This window comes from Sphingobacterium thalpophilum, assembly GCF_901482695.1.
Lineage (GTDB): Bacteria > Bacteroidota > Bacteroidia > Sphingobacteriales > Sphingobacteriaceae > Sphingobacterium > Sphingobacterium thalpophilum.
Genome location: NZ_LR590484.1, coordinates 795038 through 811596, shown reverse-complemented (window position 1 = coordinate 811596; position 16559 = coordinate 795038). Strand labels below are relative to the sequence as shown.

At 42.9% G+C, this 16559-nt stretch carries 18 protein-coding genes; 9 read left to right on the top strand and 9 right to left on the bottom strand.

Going from position 1 to position 16559, the window contains the following annotated elements; all coding sequences use genetic code 11:
• Positions 1-59: 59 nt before the first annotated feature.
• The 5 genes from FGL37_RS03550 to FGL37_RS03530 form a co-directional block, all read right to left on the bottom strand.
• A complete protein-coding gene (locus FGL37_RS03550; protein ID WP_028072586.1) occupies positions 60-974 on the bottom strand; it encodes a substrate-binding domain-containing protein in 915 nt (304 codons plus the stop codon).
• Between the two features lie 4 nt (positions 975-978).
• On the bottom strand, positions 979-1449 hold the full coding sequence (locus FGL37_RS03545; protein ID WP_028072587.1) for a DsrE family protein: 471 nt from the start codon (positions 1447-1449) through the stop codon (positions 979-981).
• 4 nt (positions 1450-1453) lie between these two features.
• Complete coding sequence (locus FGL37_RS03540; protein WP_081818041.1) at positions 1454-2434, bottom strand: c-type cytochrome; 981 nt, start codon at positions 2432-2434, stop codon at positions 1454-1456.
• 80 nt (positions 2435-2514) lie between these two features.
• Positions 2515-3417: a LysR substrate-binding domain-containing protein gene (locus FGL37_RS03535; protein WP_028072589.1), complete on the bottom strand. Its 903-nt coding sequence runs from the start codon at positions 3415-3417 to the stop codon at positions 2515-2517.
• Positions 3418-3478: 61 nt separating this feature from the next.
• Entirely contained in the window at positions 3479-4849 is a 1371-nt protein-coding gene (locus tag FGL37_RS03530) for a dipeptidase (protein WP_028072590.1), read from the bottom strand.
• Between the two features lie 107 nt (positions 4850-4956).
• On the opposite strand from FGL37_RS03530, the gene FGL37_RS03525 reads away from it, so the two are divergent.
• The 5 genes from FGL37_RS03525 to FGL37_RS03505 all read left to right on the top strand — a co-directional run bounded on the left by FGL37_RS03525 (position 4957) and on the right by FGL37_RS03505 (position 9837).
• The gene (locus tag FGL37_RS03525; protein ID WP_138096666.1) at positions 4957-5271 is read left to right on the top strand and encodes a hypothetical protein; all 315 of its coding nucleotides are present in this window, start codon (positions 4957-4959) and stop codon (positions 5269-5271) included.
• A gap of 7 nt (positions 5272-5278) precedes the next feature.
• Positions 5279-5830: an RNA polymerase sigma factor gene (locus tag FGL37_RS03520; protein ID WP_028072592.1), complete on the top strand. Its 552-nt coding sequence runs from the start codon at positions 5279-5281 to the stop codon at positions 5828-5830.
• A complete protein-coding gene (locus tag FGL37_RS03515; protein WP_028072593.1) occupies positions 5823-6167 on the top strand; it encodes a hypothetical protein in 345 nt (114 codons plus the stop codon). Before FGL37_RS03520 ends, FGL37_RS03515 begins: the two co-directional genes overlap by 8 nt.
• A gap of 123 nt (positions 6168-6290) precedes the next feature.
• The gene (locus tag FGL37_RS03510; protein WP_028072594.1) at positions 6291-9032 is read left to right on the top strand and encodes an outer membrane beta-barrel protein; all 2742 of its coding nucleotides are present in this window, start codon (positions 6291-6293) and stop codon (positions 9030-9032) included.
• Between the two features lie 16 nt (positions 9033-9048).
• Entirely contained in the window at positions 9049-9837 is a 789-nt protein-coding gene (locus tag FGL37_RS03505; RefSeq protein WP_051607393.1) for a GLPGLI family protein, read from the top strand.
• A gap of 89 nt (positions 9838-9926) precedes the next feature.
• On the opposite strand, the gene FGL37_RS03500 is transcribed toward FGL37_RS03505, so the two are convergent.
• Complete coding sequence (locus FGL37_RS03500; protein WP_028072595.1) at positions 9927-10106, bottom strand: BF3379 family histone-like protein; 180 nt, start codon at positions 10104-10106, stop codon at positions 9927-9929.
• 118 nt (positions 10107-10224) lie between these two features.
• On the bottom strand, positions 10225-12363 hold the full coding sequence (locus FGL37_RS03495) for a S46 family peptidase (protein ID WP_028072596.1): 2139 nt from the start codon (positions 12361-12363) through the stop codon (positions 10225-10227).
• A 176-nt stretch (positions 12364-12539) separates the two neighbouring features.
• Between FGL37_RS03495 and FGL37_RS03490 the strand changes: the two genes are divergently transcribed.
• Genes FGL37_RS03490 through FGL37_RS03475 form a run of 4 tightly spaced genes read left to right on the top strand, consistent with a single transcriptional unit; the run spans position 12540 to position 14996 of the window.
• Positions 12540-13910 carry a DEAD/DEAH box helicase gene (locus FGL37_RS03490; RefSeq protein WP_037534713.1) on the top strand — a complete coding sequence of 457 codons (1371 nt, stop codon included), beginning with the start codon at positions 12540-12542 and terminating at the stop codon, positions 13908-13910.
• 60 nt (positions 13911-13970) lie between these two features.
• Positions 13971-14162, top strand: a complete 192-nt coding sequence (locus FGL37_RS03485) for a hypothetical protein (RefSeq protein WP_028072597.1) — start codon at positions 13971-13973, stop codon at positions 14160-14162.
• 47 nt (positions 14163-14209) lie between these two features.
• Entirely contained in the window at positions 14210-14560 is a 351-nt protein-coding gene (gene gldC / locus FGL37_RS03480) for a gliding motility protein GldC (RefSeq protein WP_028072598.1), read from the top strand.
• 28 nt (positions 14561-14588) lie between these two features.
• Positions 14589-14996, top strand: coding sequence for an EVE domain-containing protein (locus FGL37_RS03475; RefSeq protein ID WP_028072599.1), 408 nt, complete (start codon positions 14589-14591; stop codon positions 14994-14996).
• 107 nt (positions 14997-15103) lie between these two features.
• Here the strand turns inward: FGL37_RS03475 and FGL37_RS03470 are convergent, their stop codons facing one another.
• Together FGL37_RS03470 and FGL37_RS03465 are read right to left on the bottom strand one after the other, a co-directional pair.
• A complete protein-coding gene (locus FGL37_RS03470; RefSeq protein ID WP_037534715.1) occupies positions 15104-15643 on the bottom strand; it encodes an acyl-CoA thioesterase in 540 nt (179 codons plus the stop codon).
• Positions 15643-16557 carry an SDR family oxidoreductase gene (locus tag FGL37_RS03465; protein ID WP_028072601.1) on the bottom strand — a complete coding sequence of 305 codons (915 nt, stop codon included), beginning with the start codon at positions 16555-16557 and terminating at the stop codon, positions 15643-15645. Before FGL37_RS03465 ends, FGL37_RS03470 begins: the two co-directional genes overlap by 1 nt.
• Positions 16558-16559: the final 2 nt, after the last annotated feature.

The window sequence follows — 16559 nt, the reverse complement described above, 5'->3', positions numbered from 1 at the left end:
TCGACTAATTTTGACCTAAAGTAAAAAAAGAAAATGGATATTAATATCCATTTTCTTTTTTAGTCGATTGTAAAGCCGTATTTTTTGTAAATCTGTTTGGCCACGGAGGAGGCCATAAATTTAAGGAAGTCGTCTGCTGCCTGCGTATGAGGGGCATTTTTGAGTTTTGCCGCGACATAAGTTGCTGTTGTATTTTGCGCATCAGGGATGGTAATACCCTCGACAGGATGACCAATGAGTTTTTGATAGATAACCTCGGAGGTCCACACGGGTGCTACGTCTGCCTGATTGTATAGGATGCGCATGGGGCTTTCCCGATGGTGAATTTTTGTCAGATAAGTGCGACCATCCTGAACTTTGTCCTCCATGATTTTCTTTACGAGTTGTTCGCCGCCAGCCTTTTTGTAGGATGCTTTGATCTGTTCTCCTATACCTTCCCATAAGGGATTTGGCATGCTGATTCGCACATTAGGCTTACCTAGATCGTTCAATGTTTGGATATTTGCGGGGTTGCCCCGGGGGACCATCAGGCAGATGTTGTTGTAACAGTATATCTGCGTATGGCTGAAATAGTCGGCCATTTCCTGTATGGCCCTCTTACTGGCGGTATAGATGTCAGGCTTATGGGTAATGCGTAGATTACCGATGGTAACTGAGCCGCCTTTGATCTGTTTGGCAAGGATTCCCGGAGGCAGGGTTTCGACAAATATACGCTCATACTTCGGATATTCTTTTTTGAAAGCGGTTAGGAGATCATCCACTACCATAAATTGGTTGCCGGCAAAAAAGATCGTGAGCTGTGGATTTTCAATATCACCATAGAGATCGGGAACATTATCGATCCCCGGCACAGTAAAGTTGAGTGCGGATTTGGGAGGATTGTTCCATGGTGGATCAAAACGATGTTCCTGTGCACGCAACTGGAGGTTGGGCAAGAGGGCCAGAAGCAGGCTGGATAGTACAAATTTTCTCATGCTATTATGGTTTAACAATGATCCAACCCTCATTTGCACGGAGAATAAGTTCGCCATTGCCACTGGGGACATATGCAATAAAATCAAATAATTCCTCCTTTGCGATATGTTTCTCTTGCAATGTGTTCAGGCATTGCGCTACGATTACGCCTTTTCTGACCAGTTCCTTTAAGGGCTGTTCGTATTGGCTATTCTTTTTTAGGTAGGCTTCTGTTCCTCCCGAAAAGGCAACCAGTTCAATCTGTAACCGACCTTTCAAACGAGGATCTTTCAAAACGTTGTTGATGTTACGAATAGCTTTCTCAATGGTTTTGGGGTCATTGCTGTCCAGCTGATAAATTGCTTTGTATATTTGTTCCTTGGCAACAGCGCCGGTATATTGCTGATTAGCAGTCAGTAATTTGTCACTTTGGGCTTTTGCCCTGAAGGTTGTTATCGCCAGCAGGATACAGGCGATGGTGAAGTGTTTTTTCATTTTCTTAAAAATTATAAGGTCCATGTTTATGTTGTTCTAAACTAATGTTATCGGCATAGGGGGGGTAGGGGCTATCCTTTGGTTTTTTGCCGAGGTCAGGATAATCCAGTTCTTTATTCGTTTTTTTTGGACGGTCAAAGGAATTGATGTAGGCGGCTACATCATAAGCTTCGGCATCGCTGAGCTGGGGAGCGTCGTAGGTGGCTCCCAAAGGCATATTGGCTTTAATAAAACGTGCAGCGGTGAGCAGTCTTGCCATTCCTGCGCCGTCATTATAGCTGTCTTTTCCCCAAAGCGGGGGATATACATATCCTTTTCCCCCAGCTTGCGGAACTCCTTGTCCGTCCTTTCCATGGCAGCTGATGCATTTTCCTTCAAATACGAGTTTTCCGTGTTTGAGATCGGCTGCCCGATCTGGAATATCGAGCTGCACAAATCCCTGTCCGGGCAATCTGCCTTTATTGAGTGTATTGGCACTGATGTTTTTGATATAGGTAACAATTGCGCGCATTTCCCTGCTGTTTTCCGGGATTGCGCGGCCATTCATGCTGCGTTCAAAACAGCCATTGATACGTTCCTCCAGCGATTCAACTTTATTTTCGCGGCCAATATAAGTCGGAAATACGTTGGTCAGCCCTACATAAGGTGCTGCAAAGGCTTTTGTTCCGCCATTGAGATGGCAGCTCGCACAAGCCAGTTTGTTTCCGATCTTCACTTGGCCATCATAAAAATAGTCATAAGTATTTTTTATTAACTTTTCGCCATACTTGGCCATTTCACCTTCCGGATTGTCTTTGAATGTTATCTCTTTGAATTGGGATACATGAGTGATCAGCGAGTCATTGGAAACTGCTGGCGAGTCGATCTTCCTGCTACTGGTGTCATGTTTGAGTGGAAATATACAGAGTGTGGTGCAAGTGATACACAATGCCACAATAATCCAGCTCAACGCCTTTAAGTAATTTGTTAGTTTTTTGTATTCCATTTCATCTGTTCGTTTGTACAAATCTACCGGCATGCCGGCATTGGATAAAGCGAACTTTACTTATGAGATATAACCAAATGTTATACCTTGAAATTCTGACGCAGGCAGAACTGAAGAAACTGGTTGGGCGTACCTGCCAGTCCGCCATAGAGGTGGGTAAAATAGAAATAGCGATCTATGGTCAACTCGGGGATGTCGACGATACACAATTGATTGTTCAATACCTCCTTCTGCACCGTGTGTATGGAAAGAAAAGCGAAGCTATTGCGACGCAGCAGGTAAGCTTTGATGCTCTCTGTTGAGGGCAATATCATCTCGATATGGATTTCAGATAAGTTTATATGCTTATCCTTTAATGCATTTTCAATAATTGTTCTGGTACCTGATCCTTGTTCACGTAGTACCAGTGGCAACCGTGTGATATCGGCGAGCATCGGATCTTTTAGCTGTTTTAACAGGGGATTGCCGCTATTTGTGACCAGCACGAGCTCATCTTTCATAAAAGGGATATACTTTAGGGATCTGTTGTCCGTGGATCCTTCAGTAATGCCCAGATCGAGTGTTTTATCCATAAGCTGCTCTTCGATGCTGCGGCTATTGGACTGAAATGACTGGATACGATTGTTGGGGTATTGCGTCAGGAAATCGGCTAACAAGGCCGGTAATATATATTGCGAGATTGTGGTACTGGCGCCCAAGACTAGATTCCCCTTGCGGCCGTGCTGTAGCTCCTGTATTTCCTGGCCTGCCTGATTGTACAGGTTGATAATCTGCTGGGCGTATTTATAAAGGATCTGCCCCGATTCGGTGAGATTGAGATTATTGCCTTTTCTTTCAAAAAGAGGTATGCCGAGCTTCTTTTCCAGTTCCTGGATATTTTTACTGACAGCGGGTTGCGATATGAAAAGTGCTGAAGCTGTCTTGGTAAAATTAAGATGCTGAGCAGCTGTATAAAAGACGAGTAAGCGAAAATCAAAATCCATAGAACGACAAAGGGTTATTTTTGAATGTTAAAAATAACCCTTTGTCGAATGAAAAGCTAAATTATTTGCTTAGTTCTGCGTAATATTTATGAAATAAAGGAATAGTAGAAATCCCCATGAGGTAGTTTTCAATTCCATATTTCTCATTTGGTGAATGCAGGTTATCGCTATCTAGGCCGAAACCTAGAAGCACTGTCTTCAACCCCAGTACCTCTTCAAATAAGGCAACGATCGGGATGGAACCTCCGCCACGCGTTGGGATTGGTTTAACACCGAATGTTTCATGCAGTGCTTTTTCGGCTGCTTTATAGGCTATGCTATCTGTTGGTGTCACGACCGGTTCGCCGCCGTGATGCGGTTTTACTTCTACTTTGACATAATCAGGGGCGATGCCTTCAAAATGTTTTTTAAAGAGTGCTGTAATACGTTCGGATTTTTGGTTCGGAACGAGACGCATCGAGATTTTTGCATAAGCTTTGGAAGGCAATACCGTCTTGGCACCTTCGCCGATATAACCGCCCCATATACCGTTCACTTCCAGCGTCGGACGGATGCCGGTGCGTTCGAGGGTGGTATAGCCTTTTTCACCCCAGATATTTTGAATGCCCAGATCCGATTTATAGGCTTCGATGTCGAATGGCGCTTCATTCAACGCTTTGCGTTCTGCTTCAGTCAGCTCAATGACATCATCGTAAAATCCGGGGATCGCGATGTGATTATTTTCGTCGTGCAAAGAAGCGATCAGTTTGGCCAGCACTGTTGCAGGGTTGGCGACAGCGCCACCGTATACACCTGAGTGTAAGTCTCTGTTTGGTCCAGTTACTTCCACTTCAACATAAGAGAGTCCGCGTAGACCGGTTTCCAGAGAGGGTTGTTCCATGCTGATCATGGAAGTGTCCGAGATGACGATCACATCCGCTTTAAGTCTTTCAGTATTTTCCTTTACAAAGGTGCCCAGATTGGCCGAGCCGACTTCTTCCTCACCTTCGATCATAAACTTGATGTTACATGCCAAAGCATTGTTTTTCATCATATATTCGAAGGCTTTTACGTGCATGTAAAACTGCCCCTTATCATCGGCAGAGCCGCGGGCATAAATTTTTCCATCGCGTATAGTGGGTTCAAAAGGGGGAGTATCCCAGAGTTCATATGGATCGGCCGGCTGCACATCGTAATGTCCGTACGTTAATACGGTGGGTAATGAAGGATCTATAATTTTTTCGCCATAAACGATTGGATTACCAGCGGTTGCACAAACCTCTACGTTGTCAGCACCTGCATCCCGCAGTTTCTGGGCAACGAACTCAGCTGTCTTTTGCACATCCCCCTTAAATTTGGGATCAGCACTTACCGATGGTAAACGCAATAAATCAAACAACTCATCCAAAAAACGTTGCTTGTTTGCTTCTACATATTCTTTAATGTTTTGCATATTGTTTGTATTTGAAACAAATTTACACAAATCGGCATATTTAACTCAATTTGTTGTAACCTTTTCGGGAAAGCCTGTGACTAATGTAAAAATTAAATAAAAGAAATATGGAAAAAGGGTCAGTAGCAGCAGTAGTCTGCATCGGTTTATTTACTTGTATCACGTTATGTGTCTATTTTATCATGCGTTATCGCAGTACTTCGGTAGGTATTCCAAGCGAAAAAAGGACGAAGGAACCTTCGGATTGGCAAAAACCAGGTATTCTGGTCGCGGGTATTGGTCTGGGCCTGTTTATTGTCGGCCTTCTAAACAATCTGAATACGGTGAAGCTCCAGCATTCGATCTCTGTTGGCATTGTTGTCATCTGTGCCGGAGTGGCGATGATTGTTGCCCATAATCTGGATAAAAAACAAGATATTTAACTCACTGATGGATGAAATCTATATTCGAAAAGTACTATCCGGAGATGTGGAATCTTATCGATATTTTATCAATACCTATAAAGATATGGCATTTTCAGTTGCGCTTTCCATCGTGAAGGAAGAACATTTGGCACAAGACGTCGTACAAGATGCTTTTATCAAAGGCTACCAGTCGCTGTCTTCATTTAAAGGTAGGGCAAAATTTAGTACATGGTTATACAGAATTGTTGTACATGTGGCTTTTAACAGTATCCGGCATAAAAAGTTGGAGTTTGTCAATCTAGATCTATCCGATCATGATCAAGCGCACCATGCATCGGTGCTTGATGAGATCATCGCAGGCGAAAGGAAGGAAATGATCAATGATGCCCTGGCCATTTTGCCTTCAAGAGAATCAGTTGCCTTGCGTCTTTTTTATCTGGAAGAACTATCTCTCGACGAAATTGAAGAAATAATGGGATGGACACGTGCGAATGCCAAGGTGATTTTACATCGTGCACGTAAGAATATGCAAATTGTTTTAGGGCAATTAATCCGGAAATCAGAATACTATGGATAAACAAGAAGAAAAATTCAGACAGCTCATGCAGATGGGCAAGGTCGAAATGCCATTTGATGATTTCGAAAGCCGTCTTATGGCGCGTATCAAAGATCTGGATACAGTCAAGGCGCAGGCTAAAAAAAATAAAAAATACGCGATTTTATTTTTTCTATTGGGTACGGTGTTTGGAATAATCCTGAATAATTATCTGATGGGTAAAGTGCAGGTGGCAGACATTACAAGTGCATATAAAAATTATCTGATCATAGGCTGCCAGCTATTGTTTGCCATATTAATATGCTTCTTCTGTCAGCAGTTCTGGCGGTTTCTAGCCATTTACCAAGATAACGACTAAATTCCATACTACGACAATTTTATCAGTCGGTGGTTTTATAGAAAAAAAATTAATTTCATTGTAACAAAATATAGGTTTAATCTACTAATGTTATATTGAATTCATGTACTATCTAACAATTTTATGAAAAGAGTTTTGCAAATTCTCTTCTTTTTCGTCTTTGCAGCCCATGGGCTGGCAGTAGGGCAATCCAGAATTGCCGGAAAAGTAAGTGATGTAAAAGACCAGCTAAAGTTATCCGATGCGACTGTCATGTTGCTGACGGCGAAAGATTCTATTTTGACAAGTTTTACGAGATCTGATGCAGATGGTTCGTTTTCCTTATCCAGGCCAGATACGGGCTCTTACTTGTTGATTGTGAGCTATCCAAAATATGGGGACTTCTATACAGAAATTCTGCCGGGGAGAGATTATTCACAGCTTGCGATTGGGTTGACCAACACGGCGACCCTACTCGAAGAAGTAATCGTCACCGGAAGAATTCCAATAACCATCAAAGGAGACACGACCGAGTATGATGCCGGCAGTTTTAAGGTAGAAAAGAATGCGAAAGTGGAAGACCTGCTGAAAGTGCTGCCGGGTATCACTGTCGATGCTTCGGGCAAAATTACGGCACAGGGCAAGACCGTCAAGAAGGTGCTTGTGGATGGGGAAGAATTTTTTGGTGATGACCCAACCCTGGTGACAAGAAACATTCGTTCGGATATGGTGGACAAAGTGCAGGTGTATGAGAAGAAATCAGAGCAGGCTGAACGGACCGGAGTGGACGATGGGCAGCGGGAGCAAACCATCAATGTCAAGTTAAAGGACGGCTCCAAAAATGGAATGTTTGGTAAAGCCCTTTTCGGCGGCGGAACGGACGATTATTATATGGGGCAGTTGATGTTAAATAAATTCAAAGGATCCCAGAAGATTTCGGTATACGGATTATTTGGAAATAACGGTACAACGAGTATGAACTGGCAGGACGCCCAAAAGTACGGTGGCGATTCAGGTGTGTCTTATGGCGACGATGGATCGGTTTCCATCAATAGCTTTAGCGACCCTTTTTCCGGACAGGGAGTCATCGGTGTGCCCCGTGCCATCAATTCGGGAGCAAATTTTTCCGACAAATTCGACAAGGAAAAACATACGGTCAACATCAACTATAAGTATGGCCGGCTGAGCAGCGATGGAAATGACGAAACCATCAGCAGTGGTCTGATCAATAACCGTTCATTAAAAACGGTGGATACGGAAAATGATCAGCATCGGGCGAATTTAAAATATGATCTCAAGTTCGATTCATTAAATATGCTGACCGTAAGGGGCGGTATTTCCAGAAAAAATCTCTGGTCAGACAATGAGCGGAATGCGTTTCAATTTAAACAGCGTCCGGATAGCCAGGGGGACCTCGATACAACCACGGCGGAGAAGACGCGCGAGATCATCAAAAATAATATCAATGAACTTAACTTTAGCGCCTATTATACCCATAAGTTCAGAAAAAAAGGGCGCTCGTTTACTCTGGATGGGCAGTTGAATAGAAATGAGACAAACGGTACGGGACATTTGACATCGAAGCTACATAAATATGATCTGGGACAAACCGTTTCGACGGACCAACGTAAAGTGCGGGATAATCAAAGCGAGGTCTGGGGAGCTTCCATTTCTTATACGGAGCCCTTGTCGAAGGTCTGGAATCTTGTATTAGGGACAGGGATAGAGCAGAGTAACAGTTCGTCTTCGGTTCAATCTCTCAACAAGGACGGCAATGGAAACTATACGGATTTAGACTCCCTGTTTAGTAATGATTACGATTTTGACAGAAATAGTAGCAGATATAAGCTGGCTATTGTCCATACCACGGAAAAATTCAAGTTTACTGTGGCAAATAATTTTAATCACGATAAGCTCAAACAATTCAACAATTATACGAGTCAGGGTCTTTCGAGGAGCTACTTTACGTACAACCCTAATGTGAGCGCAGGCTATTCCTTTACCAAAACAAAAGGACTTTGGATGAATTACACGGGTAAAAATCAGCTGCCATCGATGAGCCAGATTCAGCCTATCCTTGACAATTCGGATCAGATCAACCGGTATTTAGGAAATGAAAACCTGAAACCATCCTTTAGGAATTCATTAAATCTGAATTATAACTCATTTCGTGTGCTGACGGGCAATTATCTCTATGTGGGCGGAAATGTATCCCTGGAAAAGAATCCAATTACCCAAAATATTGATACCCTGGACGGTATCAATACATATACCTGGAACAACGTGAACGGAAAGACGAATACTTCGGTCAATATCTGGTCTGGGGTGTATTTTAAACTGAGCAAGAAATTAGGATTGTCCAACTCGCCGCAGTTCTACTTGAATATGAGTGATAATTACAATATGTTCAATCAACAGCTGAACAAGGTAAACACGACGAATTTTAATTTTACTTATAACTTCAAGAGAGACACGAAGACGGGGCTCAATTTTGATCTCAACCTTAGTCCGCAATACCGCATTATGAAATCCAGCCTGGAACCCACGACCAATAGTAACGGATTTGTGTTCGGTTCAAATGGTAGTGTGGAATATTTCATTACCAAAACGTTCAAGCTGTATACAAACTATAGCTATACTTACGAAGCGGCGACCAAAGCTTTTGACCAAAAATTTGAGCAGTTTTTATTGCATCCGGGAGTAAGCAAAAAGTTCCTCAAAAACGAGTCGTTGGTATTGGATTTTACGGTCAACGATGTGCTTGATCAGAACAAAGGTTTTAGCCGTTCGGCCTCGACTTCCGTTTTTACACAGCGCCGGTATGATACGATACGCAGGTATTATATGCTTAAACTATCCTGGGATTTTACGAAAATGTTTTTATAGAATAAATCGAAGCACAATGTTAAAATATATCTTTTTTTTCTTTTTATGCTGTTCGGCACTTGGGCTCAAGGCGCAATATACCTTATTTGGCCGTTCCGGAAGTATTACCTACGATAAAACCATGTACATGAAAAACATTGTCAGCAAGAAATTCATTGCCAAGGCTGATAATAATTCAAAGGTTTTTTTCGAACAGATCTTACCCAAGCTACCGGAAAACGCCGTCTTAAAGAAAACCCTGAAGTTTAATGGTCAGGAAACCTTGTTTGAACCGATCAAAAACGACCAACTGGATGAGATGGTCAAACAGTATATCATGATATTCGCTCTGGATTTCGACGCGACTACCCTGTCAAATCTGTCGGATCGTTCTTTTCTGCGATATAATGATATCGTCGGAGAAAAGATCATTGTCGAAGACACGATGAAGCGGATCAAATGGAAGATTACCGATGAATACCGGGAAATTGCGGGGTACAACTGCCGCAGGGCTAATGGTATTACGCCCGACTCTGTGTATGTCATCGGATATTACTGCAATGAGATACCGATTAGTGGTGGTCCTGAATCCATCAATGGATTGCCGGGAATGATCCTAGGCCTAGTCGTACCCAGCCAGCACGTTTCCTATTTTGCCACAAAGGTCGAACTGAGCAATGCGGTGACGATGGATAAGAAGAAGTTTGACAACAGCAAGGTGAAGCGGATGACCAGAAAGGCGATGACCGATCAGCTAACGAGTGTACTTTCACAGCACATGAACAAGGAAACGGTGCAATTTATTATGGAGCTTGGCAATTTGTAAGCTGGGGTTGCAAACCATAAAATAGTGTGTGTTTCACATAAAAAAGGCCTTTCTTCCGAAAGGCCTTTTTTATGTGAACTCAGGAAAGATTATTTTCCGCTGTTTTTCTTAGCAGTAACCTCGTTACGGATTTCTTGTGCTAAGGTTTTGATTTCTTGTAATCCTTTACGTACACGTGTACCAGCAGCAGAATTACCATTGTTGAAGAACTTGTCTGCATCAGCTTCGATAGAAGCTACTAACTCTTTTAATTTTACGTAGTTTTCCATTTTTTTATAATTATAATTTTAGTTTTTATGGTTTTTTCTAAACACTCCTTAAATATACAAAAACGAATCAAATAGAAAATATATTTCGTTTTTTTTTATCGAAAAAGCTCAAAAAAAACTATTCAACAATCTTAAGTTCGTCAATAATGTTAGTTGCGCCGGCAAATTTATCGATGATAAATAAGACATAGCGGATATCAACTGAAATTGTACGTTGTAGCTTGTGATCGAAGATCACATCTCCGGCCATTGCTTCAATATTCCCATCAAAAGCTAGGCCAATTAATTCGCCGTTGCCATTTATAACGGGTGAGCCCGAGTTTCCGCCAGTTATGTCATTGTCACTGAGGAAGTTTACTGGTAAATAGCCCTTTTTGTCAGCGTAACGGCCATAGTCCTTATTATTGTACAGATCAATCAATCGCTGTGGCAAATCGAACTCTTCATCGCCTTTTTTGTACTTGGCAATTGTTCCTTTAAGTGTGGTGTAATAGTTTTTGTCAGCATCGTTTCGGGGATCCTTTGGTAAGCCTTTGATCGTGCCGTAGGATAAGCGCAACGTACTATTGGCATCTGGATAGAACTTGCCTTTAGGGTTTGAAGCCAGTACTCCAGCTACATATTTACGGTAAGCTGCCTCAAATTTATCATGTTGCGCTTTTAATGCCGGATCTTCTTCACGATATTTCGCGATCAGTGCTGAAGATAGTTTATAAAGAGGATCGTTGGCCAGGGCGGTAGCATTTGGATTCTCGAGGTAATTGTTTAAACGTTCTGCAGATGCAAAAATACTGTTCTTCACCGCCTCTTTGATATATGCGGTAAAATCATTGTTGTTTTTCGCCGCCAGTTCAGCAATATATGGTGCGATTTTGCCCGCCTTTTTGGCGTACAGATTCAACTCATCGATCAGTACCTGCTCTTCCAAAGGCAAATACATTTTTTCGTAACCAGCGTCGATAGCTGCTTTTAATCTTGGAAGAATCTCCTTTCTTCTTGACTCGTCACCAGCAGTATATACTTCCAATCCTGAACCTATGGAGTAAGGCAATGCAGCGATCGCACTTGAACGCAACATTCCCATTAGGTAGTTGTCGTGTCTGGCATTCTCGTTTGTCGCAGCGTAATAAGCATTGATGGTTTTGATCACATCACCATACTCGGCTTTGTTAGCCGCTTTGTTTGCCCATTTGTCGAATTTAGCTTCTTCCTTAGCTTTTGTATCGGCCGTTTTATGCAGGCTTAGCGCATCGATCATTCCTTGACGGTTTTTCCAATAATTGGCTACCTGTGAGTATTTGGAAGCGTAGTTCAGCTTCACAGCCTGATCTTGGTCCATAAATTTTTTCATGGCATCCATACCCGTTTTAGAGGCTTCAACCCATGCTGGATAAGCAAACTTAACATTCTGGTTGATACCCCCTGAAGGCATCCAACGGTTGGTACGGCCAGGATAACCTAAGATCATGGCAAAATCGCCTTCCTGTATGCCTTTTAGGCTGACAGGTAAGAAGTGTTTAGGTTTTAACGGCACGTTGTCTTGCGAGTATTCGGCAGGGTTACCATTTTTATCTGCGTAAACGCGGAAAATTGAAAAATCACCGGTATGACGTGGCCATTCCCAGTTGTCCGTATCTCCTCCAAATTTACCGATGCTGTTGGGTGGCGTACCTACTAAGCGCACATCATTGTAATCTTGATAAACGAAATAGTAATATTCATTGCCTTGGTAGAAGGATTTCACTTCTACAACATATTTGCCGTTTTCGCTGTTTTCCTTTTGGATTTTAGCGATCTCGGCAGCGATGATCTTGTTGCGTTCATCTTCTGGCATGTTGTTGTTTACTAAACCGAGAATGCGTTTGGAGACATCATCCATACGGACAAAAAAGCGAACTGACAACGACTTGGGTTTTAATTCCTCGCTTTTTGTTTTTGCCCAGAAACCGTTTGTGAGGTGGTCGTTTTCTGGGGTGGAAAGTTCGGCAATTGCGCCGTAACCACAGTGATGGTTTGTAAATACCAGTCCCTGATCAGAAACAATCTCAGCAGTACAACCACCGCCAAATTGTACGATAGCGTCTTTTAAGCTGGAATTGTTAATGCTGTAGATCTCTTCGGCAGTTAAACGAAGACCTTTTTTCTGCATATCAGCCTCATTTAGACGCTTGAGATACATTAAAAACCACATTCCCTCATCGGCAAATGCAGCGAAGCTTGTTGTAATCAGCAACAAGCACATCCATAATTTTTTCATATCAACCTGATAAAAAGTTTGTTTGTACCCTACAAAAATGCTTTAATTCTATTAAAAACCAAAATATTAGACTTTATTATGTGCTATTTCCCAATTTTTATGTCAATTAAAAGTAAATGTGTGTGCTAAAGCATCCCGAGGAAAGTCAAGTGGACTCTTTTCCTTATCTTTGTCAGATGCAGCAATCATTTGAAAATTTTAAATTCAATAGACAGATCTTAAATGCGATCGCGGAGGCAGGATATGAACAACCCACCGAGATCCAGCAAAAGGCTATTACGCCAATATTAGCAGGACAGGATGTGATGGGCATAGCGCAAACAGGAACGGGAAAAACTGCTGCATTTGTGCTGCCTATGCTAATGAAGCTGAAGTATGCGCAGGGGAATGACCCGCGCGCTTTGATTTTAACACCTACACGGGAGCTGGCGATGCAGATCGAGCAAAACATTCAGCTGTTTTCGACCTACCTTGATTTACGCTCCGTTGTTTTATACGGTGGACTGGGACCGAAAACCCAGATAGAAGCATTGGAAAAAGGAGTGGATATTATCGTCGCGACTCCCGGCCGGTTCTTGGACCTGTATCTTGAGGGACATATCGTTGTCAAATCGCTTAAGTTTTTGGTCTTGGATGAGGCCGACAAAATGATGGATATGGGATTTATCAGTAAAATCCATCGCGTATTGGAAATCGTTCCACGCAAGCGGCAGAATCTGTTGTTTTCAGCGACAATGAGCGAGCTGGTGCGTAAGATCGCCGGTGATTTTTTGGCCTTCCCTACGGTCATCGAAGTGTCGGAGCAGGCGACACCGGCCAAAACCGTCAGTCAGGCCCTGTATTTTGTACCTAATCTAAAAACGAAGCTAAACCTGCTGCAATACCTCTTGAAAGACGATGAGGCTTTCACACGGTTGATCATTTTCTGTAAAACAAAGCAGGTTGCGGATAATGTTTTTCATTTCCTGGAACGTAAATATGGCCAGGAGGCCGTTCGGGTAATTCACGCCAACAAAGGGCAGAATACGCGGATCAATTCAATCAATGCGTTTAAGGAAGGAAATATCCGGATTTTAGTCGCTACGGATGTGGCAGCGCGTGGGTTGGACGTCTCGAATGTGAGTCATGTGATCAACTTTGAAGTACCTATCGTTATTGAAGATTACGTACATCGTATTGGTCGTACCGGACGCGCATTCAATGAAGGGGATGCGATCACTTTTTGTAATGATGCCGAAAAGTACTACATCCGGAAGATTGAGAAACTGATCAAGCAGCGTATTCCTGTGTATCCAATTCCTGAGGATGTTGTTGTTGAGAAAACTCCGTTTCAGGAGAAACAGGATATTGCCCGCGAGATTGACAATCAAAAGCGAAAAGATGATCCGGACTATCAGGGTGCCTTCCACGAAAAGAAATTTGTCATCAAACAGAAAGAAGTGCGGGAAGCACAGCGTTCATCGGGCTTTAAGCCCAAAGCAAAAAGTAAAGGGAAGTCTTCTGGAAGCAGGTCGTCAGGTACGAACCGTAATTCTAAAAAGCGTTAGTGCTGCATGCGGTTTACTCCTTTAAATATCGCAAGCGCGTGTTTGGTGGCTTGGTTTGTCATGGAAAATCGAGATGACGAAAAGGCACTGTTTACCTGGGGCGCCTTTTTAGTACTTCTGGTGCTTTTGCTGGCGGTCGACATCTTGTTCAGGATTCTGATCAAAGACAATAAAAAAATGTGGATATTGCAATTGGCGTTTTTGGTCTTGGCCAGCATAGCGTGTCTGATCGTCAAGGCAACATTCAGTTAATAAATTAGAAAGTAATAAAAGAGAGAGTGCACGACTCATATACTAAAATGAAGAAAGCAGAAATAAAACTACAAGTAGAGCTGGATGAGAACCACGTTCCAGAGAATATTATGTGGTCGTCCACGGATGGAGACAATGCTGAGGAATTGCCCGCAAAAGCGATGTTCCTGGCTTTATGGGATGCACATTACAAAAACTCCATGCGTATCGACCTTTGGACCAAAGATATGCCTTACGATGAGATGAAGAGATTCTTCTATGAGACCTTACAGACGTTGGGAGATTCATTCATCCGTGCTTCGGGCGGTGATCCCATGGCGGAAAAGGTTATTGGCGATTTACGTGATTATTGTGCGCATTTTGCGGATAAGATGGAAGTATTAATGCCAAAACAATAAGTGATAACTATCTTAAGAAATCCGAATTATGCAATATTTTTTGGTAAAATCAGAGCCCTTTAAATATAGCTGGGAGCAGTTCAATAAAGATGGGCAAACCTTTTGGGATGGGGTGCGGAACTATCAGGCCCGAAATAACCTGAAGGCCATGAAAGAAGGGGATCTCGTTCTTTTCTATCACAGCAACGAAGGAAAAGCGGTGGTTGGGGTTGCTAAAGTCGTGAAGGAATTCTATCAGGATCCGACCACTGACGATGAGCGTTGGGTTGTTGTTGATCTTGCTCCGGTCGAAACGCTAAAAAATCCCGTGACACTGGAAGCGATCAAAGCGGACGAGCAATTGCAGGATATTGCCTTGGTCAGACAGGGACGGCTGTCAGTCATGACGCTGAAGCCCGAAGAGTTCGATAGGATCCTGGCTTTGGGCAACCAATAGATACGACAACGATAAGGCAAAGCTTTTACACAACGAGCTGGCCGTATAAAAAGTAAGGGACAAACCTTGATTTGTCCCTTACTTTTTATTGTTATATTACTAAAAAGCTAGTTCTTTTGGCTGAATAAACTGACCAACGCTTTTAACTTTTTGGCATTCTCGGGTTTAAGTTTACCGGCGAGAATTAAACGCAGCTCCCTGCGTTGAAGAGCGTCTTCGTAAGCTTTGAGTTCTGACTCCGTCTCCGGAACCAGGGCAGGCACTGCTTTGGGATTATTATCGGCGTCAACCGCAACAAAGGTATAGTAGGCCTCATTGGTTTTTACCCGTGTGCCCTCGGGTAAATTAGAAGCGAAGATTTCCATCCTGACCTCCAATGAACTGTTAAAGGCGCGTGTTACCTGAGCTTGGATGGTCACGACCTCTCCCAGTTTGATGGATCGCTTGAAAGAAACATTGTCCACAGAAACCGTTACCACTACATTGCTACAATGCTTTTGCGCGGCAATGGCTGAGCAGATATCCATCCAGTAGAGCAGACGGCCTCCCATTAGATTGCCGAACGTATTGGTATCATTTGGCAGGACTAATTCGTTCATCTCGGTGTAGGACTCTCGCGCAAATTTCTCTAATATCGTTTTTGCCATTATCTTCTATATTCGTTGTACTGTTTGTCAATTATCTCTAAAGATTTACGAAAAGGAGTTGGAACATAGCCCAATTCTTCTTTGGATTTATTGCCATCAAATCCCGTCTGACGAGGTCTGTTATCGGCTTGCCCGATACTCGCCGCACTGATTTCTGAGATCAATGTCGTATCCAGCTTCCAATAATCTGCGATCCGATACACGGCCTCGCTTATGGACATCAGCTCGGAACCTGAAATATGAAAAATTCCCTGTGCCTTTCTTTCGATGGCCAGCTGACAGGCGTAGGCCAGATCATCTACAAAAGTAGGCATTCTCCATTGATCGTTTACTACTTTTATAGCCTCCCCCTGAGATAATTTACCTTTGGCCCACAACAATAAATTGGAACGATTGGGATCGGCATTGATACCGTATACCAAAATGGTGCGCAGGATGGCAAAACGGCAATGTGTCATTAATAAGATTTGCTCAGAAGCATATTTACTTTTTCCGTATTCACTTTGCGGATTGGGAATATCATCTTCTATGTAAAGGCTACCCTTCCTACCATCAAATACAAAGTCCGTCGAAAGATGGATCAGCTGCGTATTATTTTTTGCGCAATAGCTGGCCAAGGTCTCAACCAGATCCACATTAAGCCGCTGACAGGCTGTTTTGTCAGCTTCGCAAGCTTCTACACTGGTCATAGCAGCCGTATGGATGATAGCATCAAAAACATGGGCCGATAAAAAGTGATCCACGCTGTCTTTATCTAATAAATCAACCTGGCTGAAATCATAGCCATCCTGGTTGGGGTTCCTATTGGCACTTTTTGAAATAGCGACCACTTCATATTGAGGGGCTTTGGACAGTAGATCTACCACCTTCTGGCCCAAGAATCCATTGGAACCGGTAACGAGAATCTTTTTCATAC